Source organism: Desulfocurvus vexinensis DSM 17965, assembly GCF_000519125.1.
GTDB lineage: Bacteria > Desulfobacterota > Desulfovibrionia > Desulfovibrionales > Desulfovibrionaceae > Desulfocurvus > Desulfocurvus vexinensis.
This window is the reverse complement of record NZ_KI912583.1, coordinates 22,678-36,044: the sequence shown is the minus strand read 5'-3', so window position 1 is coordinate 36,044 and position 13,367 is coordinate 22,678. Positions and strand designations below refer to the sequence as shown.

9 protein-coding genes are annotated in these 13,367 nt (G+C 69.5%); 8 read left to right on the top strand and 1 reads right to left on the bottom strand.

Translation table 11 applies throughout. The features are described 5' to 3' along the window. Positions 1–59: 59 nt before the first annotated feature. The 3 genes from glgB (at position 60) to G495_RS0116225 (ending at position 4,981) form a co-directional block, all read left to right on the top strand. A complete protein-coding gene (glgB, locus tag G495_RS0116235) occupies positions 60–1,985 on the top strand; it encodes a 1,4-alpha-glucan branching protein GlgB (protein ID WP_028588621.1) in 1,926 nt (641 codons plus the stop codon). A 3-nt stretch (positions 1,986–1,988) separates the two neighbouring features. Continuing rightward, positions 1,989–3,503: a 4-alpha-glucanotransferase gene (malQ, locus tag G495_RS0116230; protein WP_028588620.1), complete on the top strand. Its 1,515-nt coding sequence runs from the start codon at positions 1,989–1,991 to the stop codon at positions 3,501–3,503. A 134-nt stretch (positions 3,504–3,637) separates the two neighbouring features. Then, positions 3,638–4,981, top strand: coding sequence for a TolC family protein (locus tag G495_RS0116225; protein WP_028588619.1), 1,344 nt, complete (start codon positions 3,638–3,640; stop codon positions 4,979–4,981). A gap of 397 nt (positions 4,982–5,378) precedes the next feature. Here G495_RS0116225 and htpG read toward each other — a convergent pair whose 3' ends face one another. Then, positions 5,379–7,283 carry a molecular chaperone HtpG gene (gene htpG, locus G495_RS0116220; RefSeq protein WP_028588618.1) on the bottom strand — a complete coding sequence of 635 codons (1,905 nt, stop codon included), beginning with the start codon at positions 7,281–7,283 and terminating at the stop codon, positions 5,379–5,381. Positions 7,284–7,407: 124 nt separating this feature from the next. Here htpG and G495_RS0116215 point away from each other — a divergent pair, with 124 nt between their 5' ends. From G495_RS0116215 to phoU, 5 genes are all read left to right on the top strand, one after another. After that, complete coding sequence (locus tag G495_RS0116215) at positions 7,408–9,015, top strand: DNA repair protein RecN (RefSeq protein WP_028588617.1); 1,608 nt, start codon at positions 7,408–7,410, stop codon at positions 9,013–9,015. A 231-nt stretch (positions 9,016–9,246) separates the two neighbouring features. Continuing rightward, positions 9,247–9,930 carry a response regulator gene (locus tag G495_RS0116210; protein ID WP_028588616.1) on the top strand — a complete coding sequence of 228 codons (684 nt, stop codon included), beginning with the start codon at positions 9,247–9,249 and terminating at the stop codon, positions 9,928–9,930. A 6-nt stretch (positions 9,931–9,936) separates the two neighbouring features. Then, the gene (locus G495_RS0116205) at positions 9,937–11,754 is read left to right on the top strand and encodes a sensor histidine kinase (protein WP_028588615.1); all 1,818 of its coding nucleotides are present in this window, start codon (positions 9,937–9,939) and stop codon (positions 11,752–11,754) included. Between the two features lie 50 nt (positions 11,755–11,804). Next, positions 11,805–12,566 carry a phosphate ABC transporter ATP-binding protein PstB gene (gene pstB, locus G495_RS0116200; RefSeq protein WP_028588614.1) on the top strand — a complete coding sequence of 254 codons (762 nt, stop codon included), beginning with the start codon at positions 11,805–11,807 and terminating at the stop codon, positions 12,564–12,566. Positions 12,567–12,582: 16 nt separating this feature from the next. Beyond that, on the top strand, positions 12,583–13,254 hold the full coding sequence (gene phoU / locus G495_RS0116195) for a phosphate signaling complex protein PhoU (protein WP_028588613.1): 672 nt from the start codon (positions 12,583–12,585) through the stop codon (positions 13,252–13,254). The last annotated feature ends 113 nt before the right edge of the window (positions 13,255–13,367 follow it).

Below are 13,367 nucleotides of genomic sequence, written 5' to 3'. Positions count from 1 at the left end.
GCGCCCGCGCCGGGGTAGCGTTGCATCCTGGCGCTTTTGGCGCCGAGGAGGCCGTGACCGTGAGCGCGCACCAGGTGGTCCATGGGGTCAGCACCCTGACGGACCACGACATCTATCTTTTCCGCCAGGGGCGGCATTTCCGGCTCTACGAGAAGCTCGGCGCGCACCTGCGCGAGGTCGGCGGGCAGGCCGGGACGCATTTCGCCGTCTGGGCGCCCAGCGCGCGGGCCGTGGGCGTTGCGGGCGACTTCAACGCCTGGGGCCCGACCCTGCCCCTGGCCGCGCGCCTGGACGGCTCGGGCATCTGGGAGGGCTTCGTGCCCGGGGTGGGCCGGGGCGCGCAGTACAAATACCGCATCGAGGGCGCCTCGGGCGACGTGTGCCTGGAAAAGGGCGACCCCTTCGCGCTGCTCTGGGAGTCGCCGCCCGCCACGGCCTCGGTGGTCTGGGACCTGGACTACGGCTGGAGCGACGGGGAGTGGATGGCCACCCGGGGCCGGGCCAACGCCCTGGACGCGCCCATGAGCGTGTACGAGATGCACCTGGGCTCCTGGCGGCGCGAGCACGGCGACGGCTGGCGCTCGCTGCACTACGACCAGCTGGCCGGGCAGCTGCCCGGCTACCTCAAGGCCCTGGGCTTCACCCACGTGGAATTCCTGCCGGTGATGGAGCACCCCTTCTTCGGCTCCTGGGGCTACCAGACCACGGGCTACTTCGCGCCCTCCAGCCGCTACGGCTCGCCCCAGCAGTTCATGAATCTGGTCAACGCCCTGCACCGCGAGGGCATCGGCGTGATCCTGGACTGGGTGCCCTCGCATTTCCCGGCCGACCCGCACGGCCTGTGGCGCTTCGACGGCACGCACCTGTTCGAGCACGCCGACCCGCGCCAGGGCTGGCACCCCGACTGGAACTCCTCCATCTTCAACTACGGGCGCCACGAGGTGCGCTCGTTCCTGGTCTCCAGCGCGCTGTTCTGGCTGGACCGCTATCACGCCGACGGCCTGCGCGTGGACGCCGTGGCCTCCATGCTCTACCTGGACTACTCGCGCGAGCCCGGCCAGTGGGTGCCCAACGAGTTCGGCGGGCGCGAAAACCTTGAGGCCATCGGCTTTTTGCGCGACCTGAACGAGGCCGTGTACCGCGAGTACCCCGACGTGCAGACCGTGGCCGAGGAGTCCACGGCCTGGCCCATGGTCTCGCGGCCCACCTGGCTCGGCGGCCTGGGCTTCGGGCTGAAGTGGAACATGGGCTGGATGCACGACACCCTGGCCTACTTCGGGCAGGACCCGGTGTTCCGCAAGTACCACCACAACAAGCTGACCTTCGGCATCTGGTACGCCTTCCACGAGAATTTCACCCTGCCCCTGTCCCACGACGAGGTGGTCCACGGCAAGGGCTCGCTCTACGGGCGCATGCCCGGGGACCAGTGGGCCAAATGCGCGGGCCTGCGCCTGCTCCTGGCCTTCATGTACGCCCACCCGGGCAAGAAACTGCTGTTCATGGGCGCGGAGCTGGCCCAGGTGCCGGAGTGGAACCACGACGCCGAGCTGGAATGGCACCTCATGGACGTGCCCGCCCACAGGGGCGTGTGGGACTTCGTGCGCGCCCTGAACCACGTCTACCGCGCCGAGCGCGCCCTGCACGCCGTGGACTTCGAGCCCCAGGGCTTCGAGTGGATGGATTGCAGCGACGCCGAGGCCGGGGTGGTGGGCTTCGTGCGCCGCGCCGCCCCGGGCGAAGGCGCGGCGCAGGTGCTGTGCGTGTTCAACTGCACGCCCGTGGCGCGCGAGGGCTATCGCCTGGGCGTGCCCGCCCCGGGCTTCTGGCGCGAGGTGCTCAACTCCGACGCCGGGGAATACGGCGGCACGGGCCGGGGCAACCTCGGCGGGCTGGTGGCCGAGCCCGTGACGGCCCATGGCCGCGCGCACAGCCTGGCCATCCACCTGCCGCCCCTGGGCGCGCTGTATTTCCGGCACGAGGGCTAGGCCGTGGCGCCCGCACCCCGCCCCCGCGCCTCGGGCGTGCTGCTGCACGTCACCAGCCTGCCCTCGGCCTACGGCATCGGCGATATGGGCTCGGCGGCCCGCGAGTTCGTGGACTTCCTGCACGCCAGCGGGCAGCGCTGGTGGCAGATCCTGCCGCTGAACCCCACCGAGGCGGTCATGGGCAGCTCGCCCTACAGCAGCCCGTCGCTGTTCGCAGGCAACCCGCTGCTCATCAGCCCCGAGGCCCTGGCCGCCGAGGGCTGGCTGCGCCTGGCCGACCTGGGCGGCCCCGCGCCAGACGGCGGCGACCGCGTGGACTTCGAGGCCGTGCAGGCCCACCGCGAGGCCCTGCTGGCCCTGGCTTTCGAGCGGGCCCGGCCCCGCCTGGGCGCCCACCAGGGCTTCGCCCGCTTCGTGGCCACCCACGGCCCCGCCTGGCTGGACGACTACGCCTGCTTCACCGTGCTCAAGGCGCGCCAGGGCGGCGCGCCCTGGACCGCCTGGCCCGAAGCCCTGCGGCGGCGCGAGCCTGGCGCCCTGGCCGCCCTGCGCCGCGACGAGGCCCCGGCCCTGGACGCCGTGCGCTTCACCCAGTACCTGTTCTTCAGCCAATGGGCCGCCCTGCGGCGCCACTGCGCCGCGCGCGGGGTGGGCATCATCGGCGACCTGCCCTTCTACCCCTGCCTGGACAGCGCCGATGTCTGGGCCCACCCGCACTGCTTCCAGCTCGACCCGGAGTTGCGGCCCACGGTGGTCGCCGGGGTGCCGCCGGACTACTTCAGCGCCACCGGGCAGCTGTGGGGCAACCCGGTCTACGACTGGGAGGCCCAGGCCAAGGACGGCTACTCCTGGTGGCTCTCGCGCCTGGGCCACAACCTGGCCTGGGCCGACCTGGTGCGCCTGGACCACTTCCGGGCCCTGGCCGCCTACTGGGTGGTGCCGCCCCACGAGGCCACGGCCCAGGGCGGCTGGTGGGTGCCGGGGCCGGGGGCGGAGTTCCTGCGCGCGGCCCGGGCCCGCTTCCCGGAGCTGCCCCTGCTGGCCGAGGACCTGGGGCTCATCACCGACGACGTGATCGCCCTGCGCGAGGACTTCGGCCTGCCCGGGATGCGCGTGCTCCAGTTCGGCCTGGGGCCCGACGCCGGGGAAAGTACCAACGCCCTGCACAACCACTGCCGCGCCAGCGTGGCCTACACCGGCACCCACGACAACAACACCAGCCTGGGCTGGTTCCTGGACGAGCTGGGCGACGCCGGGCGTGCGGCCCTGGCCGACTACCTCGGCCACATGCCCGCCCGCGACGACGCGGCCTGGGCCATGGTCCGCCTGGCGCTCATGTCCCCCGCGCGCCTGGCCGTGCTGCCCGCGCAGGACCTGCTCGGCCTGGATTCGCGCGCGCGCATGAACACGCCTGCGGTGCCTTCGGGAAACTGGGCCTGGCGCCTGGGGCCCCGCGACCTGACCCCGGCCCTGGCCCAAAGGCTGCGGCATCTTTGCCGACTTTATGGCCGGGCCTGAGGAAACCGGGCCCCGCTGGCGGGGGGTGTTGACACGGCGGCCCGGCCAGGGCATTGTATCCGGATACTTCATCAGTGTGTTCAAACACTTACGTTTGAAACACAAGCAAGCGGAAATCGACAAGGAAGACAAGGATGTATAGCAGCAAGCATGTTCACGCGGCCCTGGCCGCGGTCCTGGCCGTGGCGGCCCTGGCGGTGGTCGCCCTGGCCCCTGCCGACGCGGCGGCCCAGACGGTGCTGACCATGAAGCAGACCGTGGAGCGCGCCCTGGCCGACAATCCCGGGATGCGCGCCGCCCGGCACGACCTGCTGGGCGCCGAGGAGGGCCGCAAGTCCGCCCGGGGCGCGTTCCTGCCCTCGGCCACGGCGACCTACGGCTACACCGTCAAGGACCACACCAAGCCCACCAGGGACACGGACACCACCGACGCCAAGTATTTCACCACGACCCTGAACCTGCACCAGGACCTGTTCACCGGGTTCGCCACGCTTTCGACCTACCAGCGCGCCGAGCTGGCCCGCCAGAGCACCGAGCTGGCCCTGGCCCAGAGTGAGCTGACCGTCATCGGCACCGTGCAGCAGAACTTCCTGGCCCTGCTCAAGGCCCGTGAGGATGTGCGCAGCGCCGAGGACTCCGTGGCGCGCCTGACAGAGCAGCTCAAGGTCACCACCGCCTTCTACGAGGTCGGCCTCAAGCCCCGGCTGGACGTGCTCCAGGCCGAGGTGGACCTGGCCACGGCCCAGGAATCGCTGCTCCAGGCCCAGAACAACGTGGCCACCCAGGTCGCGCGGCTGAACACCCTGCTGGACATGGACCTGCACGCCGAGGTGGACTACCAGGGCGCCCTGGAATACGCGCCCTGCTCCCTGACCCTGGACGAGGCCGTGGAGTCGGCCCTGGTCGCGCGGCCCGACCTGCAGATCGCCCGCAAGAGCGTGGAGATCGCCGCCAAGGACAAGAAGATCGTGGACAGCGCCTTCTACCCCAAGCTCGGGGCCGACGTGGACTGGTCGTCCATGGGCACCGACCCCATGGCCGCCGGGTCCGACCGCACGCGCACCGAGTACAGCGCCTGGTCGGCCTCCGTGGCCGCCTCGTGGACCTTCTTCGAATGGGGCAAGACCTATTACGCCAGCAGGCAGGCCGACCAGCAGATCAAGAGCCTGCTGGAGACCGAAATGAGCACCCGCCAGGAGGCCCTGTACGAGGTCAAGGCCAACCATCTGGCCGTGGGAAAGGCCACGGAGAGCATCAAGGTCAACCGCAAGGCCCTGGAGGCCGCCAGCGAAAGCTACCGCATGGCCGTGGCGCGCTATCAGGCCCAGGTCGGCACCAACACCGACGTGCTCGACGCCCAGGAGCGCCTGACCAAGGCCGAAGCCGGGCTGACCGCCGCCCTGGCCGACTACCAGATCGCCCTGTCCAAGCTCTATGTGTCCATCGGCCGCAAGAACGAGGCGTTGCTGATCAATTAGGCAGCGCGCCCGGAAGGCGCCGATTCCTGCGTTGCTTCGGGCGGGTCGGCCTCGCGTGTCTCTCTTGATGCACGTCGAGTCCGGCCCGCCCTTGCGCCTTGGGCGCGAGACCTTCCGGACGCGCTGCCGCCGCGTCTGATTCTGAACCCACGGCGCTACCCCCTGCGGCTCCAACCCCAAAAAACCCGGGCCGGATTCCCCTTAGGGAATCCGGCCCGTTTTTTCGCCCCTGCCCCCGCCCCGGCAGGCTGCGGCGCTTCGCCGCAGCCTGCCGGGGCGGCGTGCGGGGTCCAGGGGCCCCCGGCCCCTGGCAGGGGGTGCAGGGGGGCAGCGCCCCCCTGCCGGGGTCCGGGGCAGCGCCCCGGCGCGGCGCCCCGCCAGCACGCCCCTTCGGGCTCTACAGGCGTTTGATCTCGGCGTACCAGCCGCTGGCCTGTTCCAGGAGCTTGTTGACGCGGGCGACCAGGGCGTGGGGGTCGGCGAGGTAGCCGTCCAGGAGCAGGGCGGATTCGTAGAGCTGTTCCACGCTGGTGCGGAAGAAGGCGTCGGCGCCGTCATTCTTGTGGATGCGCAGCAGGTTGCGGACCAGGGGATGGTCGCGGTTGAGTTCCATGACCTTGAGGGGCGGGGTGGTGTCCTTGGTCATGATGCGCAGGTATTTTTCCATCTGCGAGGACATGGCGCCGTCGGGGCTGACGAGGCAGGCCGGGCTGTCCTTGAGGCGGCGCGAGGCGCGCACGTCCTTGACGCGCTCGCCCAGGGTGTCCTTGGCGGCGGCGAGCATGGCTTCGAAGGCTTCGGGGTCGGCGGGGTCGGCCTCGGGGCTGTCCTTGGGGGCGTCGGCGTCCTGGGCGGGGAAGCGCTCCAGGTCGGCGGGGTCGGCCTTTTCGGCGGGGGTCAGGGTCATGCCGTCGAAGGTGCCCAGGGAGTCGAGGATGAACTCGTCGGCGGGCTCGAAGCAGTAGAGCACCTCGATGCCGCGCTGGGTGAAGATTTCCAGGTGCGGGTTGAGGCGCACGGCCTCGCGGCTGGGGCCGGAGATGTAGTAGATGGCGGTCTGGCCGTCCTTGGCGCGGGCCTTGTAGTCGGCCAGGGAGGTCAGTCCGGAAGCGTCGTCGTGGGTGGAGGCGTTGAAGCGCAGCAGGGCGGCGAACTGGTCGCGGTGGGCGTAGTCGGAGTAGCCGAGCTTGAGGACCTTGCCGTGGTGGCGCCAGAAGGTGGCGTAGCGTTCCTGGTCTTCGGCGAGCTTGGCGAGCATGGCCAGGGCCTGCTTGGTCAGGGTCTGGCGGATCTTGCCCACCAGCAGGTTTTCCTGGAGGGTTTCGCGCGAGAGGTTGAGCGGCAGGTCTTCGGTGTCCACCAGGCCGCGCAGGAAGCCGAGGTACTGGGGGATGAGCTCCTTGTGGCGGCGGTCGATGAGCACGCGGCGGACGTAGAGGTCCAGGCCGTAGTTGTCGGGGTCCTCGAAGAAGGAGCCCGAGGGTGCGTCGGGGATGAAGAGCAGCCCGGTGAACTGCACGGGGGCGTCCACGGCGACGTGCAGGTGTTCCAGGGGCGGTTTGGAGTCGTAGGTCAGAAAGGAGTAGAACTCGTCGTACTGCTCCTTCTTGATCTGGAACTTGGGCTCGCGCCACAGGGCGGGGGTGGTGTTGACGCGCTCGCCGGCCAGCAGGATGGGGAAGCCGATGAAGTTGGAGTGGGCGCGGATGATCTCGCGCAGGCGGTCGGGGTCGGCGAAGTCGGCGGTGTCTTCCTTGAGGCTGATTTCGATGCTCGTGCCGCGCGGGGCGTCGGCGTCGAGGTCCTCGATGGTGTAGCTGCCGGTGCCGGAGCTGGTCCAGCGCACGGGGGCCGCGGCGGGGTCGGCGCTGCGGGTGGTGATGCGCACCTCGTCGGCGACCATGAACACGGAGTAGAAGCCCACGCCGAAGCGGCCGATGATGGAGTCGGCCCCGGCCCCGCCCTGCTCGGCGGCGCGGCGCATGAACTCGGCGGACCCGGAGTGGGCGATGGTGCCGATGTTCTCCACGAGTTCCTCGCGGGTCATGCCGATGCCGGTGTCGGTGATGGTCAGGGTCCGGGCGTCCTTGTCGGGGCTGAGGCGGATTTCCAGGGGCGCGTCCGGGTCGGCCAGGGCGGCGCCGCTGGATTGCAGGAAGCGCAGCTTGTCCAGGGCGTCGGAGGCGTTGGACACCAGTTCGCGCAGGAAGATTTCGCGGTTGGTGTAGATGGAGTGGGTGATGATTTCCAGCAGTTGCGAGATTTCCGCCTTGAACTGGCGGGTGCTCTTTTTCGCGGTCATGGATGGTCCTCCCGATTGATATTGCTGGACAGATAGGTTCTCGGTCCGTCCAGTCAAGGGGGTCGGCGGGGGCGGGCCCTTGCCCTCGGGCAGGGGGTCGGATAGTGTGCGGGCCGGGTGGACCATGCTGGAATTTCTTCGCATACAGAACCTTGCGCTCATCGAAGACCTGGAGCTGGAGTTCGCTGCCGGGCTGAACGTGCTTACGGGCGAGACGGGCGCGGGCAAGAGCTTCGTCATGCGGGCGCTGGGCTTTCTGCTGGGCGACCGGCTGGAGGCGGACATGGTCCGCCCCGGCAGGGACCGCGCGGTGGTCGAGGCCCTGTTCCACGAGGCGGGCCCGGACGGCGGCGAGCTGGTCATCCGCCGCGAGCTGGCCGGGGGCACGGGGCGCAGCCGCCTGTTCGTCAACGACGCCCTGAGCTCGCAGGAGGCCGTGCGCGACCTGCGCGCGCGCCTGGTGTGGCACACCAGCCAGCACGGGCAGCAGCGGCTGCTCTCCCCGGCGTACCAGGGCCGGATGCTCGACGCGTTTTTGCCCGACCGGGGGCTTGTGGAGCGGCGCGACGCGCTGCTGGCGGAGCTGCGCGAGGTGGCGGCGCGGCGCGGGGAGCTGGCGGCGCGGGTCCAGTCGTTGCAGGAGCGGCGCGAGTTCCTGGAGTACCAGGGCCGGGAGATTGAGAAGGTGGACCCCCAGCCCGGCGAGGAAGCGGAGCTGCTGGAACGCAGGCGGGCCGTCAAGGACGAGGAGCGCCTGCGCCAGAGCGTGGACGGGGCCCTGGACGCCCTGCACGGCGGGGAAGGCAGCCTGCTGGAGCGCGTGGCGGCCCTGGCGCGCGAGGTGGAGGCCCTGGCGGGCATCGACCCCGGCTACGCCGAGGAGGCCGAGGCCCTGGAGGGCATGCGCCAGCGGCTGCTGGAGCTGGACGCCCGGCTGCGACGCGAGGAGCGCGAGGCGGGCGGTGGCTTCGACGCCGAGGCCGTGGAGGCGCGGCTGTTCGAGCTGTCGCGCCTGCGGCGCAAGCTGGGCCGCAGCCTGGAGGAGATCATCGACTTCCGGGCCGAGATTGCCGAGAATTTGTCCTTCCTGGATTCCTGCGCCCTGGACATGAAGCGCCTGGACCGGCGCGAGGCCGAACTGGCCCGGGCCCTGGGCGAGGCGCTCGCGGCCCTGGGCGCGGCGCGGCGCGAGGCCGGGCAGGGGCTGGCCACGGCCCTGGCGGCGGAGCTGCGCGGGCTGGGCTTTGCCCAGGAGGTGGGCGTGGCCTTCGAGTTCACGCCCGTGGAGATCCACCCCGGGCTGGCCGAGGACCGGGCGCGCATGCTCTGGACGCCCAACCCCGGGCAGGCGCCGCAGCCCCTGGACCGCATCGCCTCGGGCGGCGAGCTGTCGCGCTTTCTGCTGGCCCTGGTGGGTCTGTTGACCCGCGAGGCCATGCCCACGCTGCTCTTCGACGAGGTGGACGCGGGCATCGGCGGGCTGACGCTGACCAGCGTGGGCGCGCGCATCGCGGCCCTGGCCCAGCGCCAGCAGGTCATCCTCATCACCCACTGGCCGCAGCTGGCGGCCCTGGCCGGGCGGCATTTCATGGTCCGCAAGGAGGTGGCCGACGGGGCCACGTCGGTGCGCTGCGTGCCCCTTGCGGGCCAGGACGTGTTCGACGAGCTGGCGCGCATGGCGGGCGGCGGGGCCCAGGGCCAGGCCCTGGCCCGCGAGCTGCTGGCGGGCTGAGCCCGCCCCCTGGCCGACGGGCGCCCTGCCCCGTGTCGCCGCCCGGACGCCCTTGCGCCCGGGCGGCTTTCTTTACGATTGGATGAACTTTCTTTCTTCAAAAAGTCCGGTATATTGTCTTTGCACGTGAGAAATGTCACGCATTTGTCACAGGCCGACAATACTCTTGTCACCACCGGGGGGTGTAACGACGCAGGCCACAGAGCAGGCGCCAGCCATGGAGTCCACGCAATGACCAGGGAAACCGTTCTGATCGTCGAGGACGAGGAGGACATCCTGAACCTCCTGCAGTTCAATTTCGAGTCCGCCGGGTTCGACGTGCATGCCACGGGTGACGGGCGCGAGGGCCTGGCCATGGCCAGGCGCCTGAAGCCGGACATCGTGCTGCTGGACCTGATGCTTCCGGGGATGGACGGCTTCGACATCTGCAAATCCCTCAAGCGCGACCAGGAGACGGCCCAGATTCCGGTGGTCATGCTCACGGCGCGCGGCGAGGAGGTGGATCGCATCGTCGGCCTGGAGCTTGGCGCCGACGACTACGTGGTCAAGCCCTTCAGCTTCCGCGAGCTGCTGTTGCGGGTGCGCGCCGTGCTGCGGCGCAGCACGGGCCAGCCCACCGAGCGCGCCACCATGGAGCGCGACGGCCTGTCCATCGACCTGGAAGCGCACAAGGTGTTCATCGAGGGCAAGGAGGTCGGGCTGACGGCCACGGAGTTCAAGCTGCTCTCCGAGCTGATCCGCACCAGCCCCCGGGTGCGCACCCGCGACCAGCTCTTGACCTCGGTCTGGGGCTACGAGTTCGAGGGCTACGCCCGCACGGTGGACACCCATGTGCGCCGCCTGCGCCAGAAGCTGGGCGACCACGCCGCGCTCATCGAAACCGTGCGCGGGGTGGGCTACCGCTTCAAGGAATAGGGTCCCATGCACAGCTCCATGCCCTTCAGGACGCGCCTGCTCCTGTCTTTCGTCATCGTCATCATGCTGGCGCTGATGCTGCCCGCGTACTACGCGCGCCAGCTCTTCCGCGGCGAGATCCTCGACGACGCCCAGGCCGGGGCCATCCGCGAACTGCGTCTGGCGGCGCTGCTCATCGAGCAGCGCGGGGGCTTTGACGGCGAGCAGGACCTGCACGACTGGCTGGCGGACCTGGGCGCGCGCCTGGACGCGCGGGTGACCTACATCACCGAGGGCGGGCGCGTCATTGCCGATTCGCATCTGGTCTACCCCCACGTGGCCGACCTGGACAACCACGGCCTGCGCCCCGAGATCCTCGACGCCGAGCGCGACGAATACGGCCTGAGCCAGCGCTTCAGCGCCACCCTGGACAAGGACATGCTCTACGCGGCCAAGCGAGTGCAGGCCATCGCCGGGCTGCCTGCGGGCTTTTTGCGTCTGGCCGTGCCCTACGCGGGCATCCGCTCGCGCCTGGAGCGCCTGCAACAGAATTTCTTCGTGGTCTTCGGGCTGGCCCTGGGCATGGCCTTCGTGCTCTCGGTGATCCTGACCCGGACCATGGGCCGCTCCATCAAGGAAATGATCGACGTGGCCGAGGCCATCGGCAAGGGCGACTACAAGAAGCGCATCCGCTTCTTCCCCGGCAGCGAGTTCGAGCCCCTGGCCCGGGCCATCAACACCATGGCCGGGAACATCAATTCCCAGGTCTCGACCATCACCGAACAGGCCCTGGAACTGGAAGCCATCCTGGACGGCATGCGCGAGGGGCTGATGGTGCTGGACGGCAGCGGGCGCATCCTCAAGGTCAACCGGGCCTTGGTGCGCATCTTCCCCGACGCCACGCTGTTCGTGGAGCGCAGGCCGCTGGAGATCGTGCTCTCGCCCGAGCTGCAGGCCGCGTGCGACCGGGCCGTGGCCGGGGGCGTGGACGCCCAGGGCCCGCAGACCATCCAGATCGAGCCCGAGAAGGACCGCATCTACGACGTGACCATCATGCCCCTGAACCCCGGGGAGCGCGGGCTGGGGGCGATCATCGTCTTCCACGACATCTCCGAGCTCAAGCGCCTGGAGCGCGTGCGCCGCGACTTCGTGGCCAACGTCTCCCACGAGCTGCGCACCCCGCTGACGACCATCAAGGGCTACTCCGAGACCCTGTTGACCAACCGCAAGGCCGACGGCAAGACGGCCCAGAAGTTCCTGGAGATCATCCTCAAGAACGCCGACCACATGGCCAAGATGGTCGAGGACCTGCTGCACCTGTCGCGCCTGGAAAGCGGCAAACAGCAGTTCAGCCCCGAGCGGGTCAGCGCCGCCGACGCCCTGGCCGAGGCCCTGCGCACCTGCGAGCCCCTGGCCCAGGCCAAGAACATCCGCCTGGCCAGCAGCCTGCCCGAGGCCGGGGCCTTCGTGCGCGCGGACTTCGACCGGCTGGTGCAGGTGTTCCGCAACCTGGTGGAGAACGCCATCAAGTACGGCCCGGAGGACTCGGTGGTCAGCGTGGATTTTGCGCAGGCCGAGGGCGAGACGGTGTTCGGGGTCAGCGATTTCGGGCCCGGCATCCCCAAGGAGGAGGCCTCGCGCATCTTCGAGCGCTTCTACCGCGTGGAGAAGCACCGCACCAAGCATGCCGGGGGCTCCAGCGGGCTTGGGCTGGCCATCTGCAAGCATATCGTCGAACGCCTGGGCGGGCGGATCTGGGTGGCCCCCCGCCAGGACGCCGACACCGGCTCGGTGTTCCATTTCACCATGCCCGCCGACACCTCCGGCGAGGGCGACCCCGCGTAGCGTATCCATGACCGGGGCCGCGGCCCCGTACCCAAGGCAGGAAAGAGCACATGGCAGAACACGTCAAGATGACCGCCGAGAACCTCGATTTCTTCTACGGCGAATTCAAGGCCCTCAAGGGCATCGACCTCACCTTCGGGCAGAACCGGGTCACGGCGCTCATCGGCCCCTCGGGCTGCGGCAAGAGCACGTTCTTGCGCTGCCTGAACCGCATGAACGACCTGATTGCCGGCACGCGGGTCGAAGGCCGCGTGGCCCTGGACGGCAAGGACATCTACGACCCCAAGCTCGACGTGGTGGACCTGCGCCGCCAGGTGGGCATGGTCTTCCAGAAGCCCAACCCCTTCCCCAAGACCATCTTCGAGAACGTGGCCTACGGGCTGCGGGTCAACGGTTGGAAGAACAAGGGCGACATCGCCGAGCGCGTGGAGGAGAGCCTGCACCAGGCCGCCCTGTGGGAGGAGGTCAAGGACCGGCTGCACGAGTCGGCCCTGGGGCTGTCCGGCGGGCAGCAGCAGCGGCTGTGCATCGCCCGGGCCCTGGCCGTGCGCCCCGAGGTGCTGCTCATGGACGAGCCCGCCAGCGCCCTGGACCCCATCGCCACCCAGAAGATCGAGGAACTGATCCACGATCTCAAGGTGAACCTGACCATCATCATCGTGACGCACAACATGCAGCAGGCGGCCCGCGTGTCCGACGTGACGGCCTTCTTCTACATGGGCACCCTGGTGGAGGTCGATGCCACGGAGACCCTGTTCACCCGCCCCAAGAACAAGCAGACCGAAGACTACATCACCGGCCGCTTCGGCTAGGCCCCAAGGAGCCCGTATGCCCAGGAAGGAAACCCATTTCCATCAGCAGATAGACGAACTCAAGATCATGATCCTGCAGATGGCGGCCTATGTGGAGCGCGCCGTGGACAGCGCGACCCGCGCGCTGCTGGACCGCAACGCCGAGCTGGCCGAGCGCGTCATCGAGGGCGACGCGAAGATCAACCAGATGGAGAACGACATCGACGAGTTCTCGCTGGAGCTTCTGGTGCGCGAGCAGCCCATGGCCCGCGACCTGCGCTTCATCACCGGCTGCCGCCGGGCGGTGATCGACCTGGAGCGCGCGGGGGACGAGGCCGTGAACATCGCCGAGAAGACCATCTACCTCTCCAAGCTCTCGGAGACGCCCCACAGCCCGATGCTCGAAGAGCTGGTGGCCACGGCCAAGGACATGCTGCGCCTGTCCATCGAGGCCCTGCAGGAGGAGAACGTGGAGAAGGCCTCGGACGTGTGCCGCATGGACTACAAGGCCGACGACCTCAACGTGCGCATCCTCAAGAAAACCATGGATGACATGGTTACCGAGGTCACGGGCGTGCGCCGCGCCGTGAACACCATCCTGGCCGCCCGCAGCCTGGAGCGCATCGGCGACCTGTCCACCAACCTGGCCGAGACGACGATCTTCGTGGTCAAGGGCGTGAGCGTGAAGCACAACTGCCAGCGGTTCTAGCCGCCGGAGGGCTACAGGAAAGGCGACCGCCCGATTCCGGGCGGTCGCCTCTGTTTTGGTCTGATGCGTTGTTATGGCTTGCGACTTGACCCCGTTTTCCCTTCTGCTACGCT

Coding starts and splice junctions, on each gene's coding strand:
- pstB (WP_028588614.1), top strand. CDS start 11,805: ATGGCAGAACACGTCAAGATGACCGCCGAGAACCTCGATTTCTTCTAC.
- G495_RS0116225 (WP_028588619.1), top strand. CDS start 3,638: ATGTATAGCAGCAAGCATGTTCACGCGGCCCTGGCCGCGGTCCTGGCC.
- G495_RS0116215 (WP_028588617.1), top strand. CDS start 7,408: ATGCTGGAATTTCTTCGCATACAGAACCTTGCGCTCATCGAAGACCTG.
- htpG (WP_028588618.1), bottom strand. CDS start 7,283: ATGACCGCGAAAAAGAGCACCCGCCAGTTCAAGGCGGAAATCTCGCAA.
- G495_RS0116205 (WP_028588615.1), top strand. CDS start 9,937: ATGCACAGCTCCATGCCCTTCAGGACGCGCCTGCTCCTGTCTTTCGTC.
- phoU (WP_028588613.1), top strand. CDS start 12,583: ATGCCCAGGAAGGAAACCCATTTCCATCAGCAGATAGACGAACTCAAG.
- G495_RS0116210 (WP_028588616.1), top strand. CDS start 9,247: ATGACCAGGGAAACCGTTCTGATCGTCGAGGACGAGGAGGACATCCTG.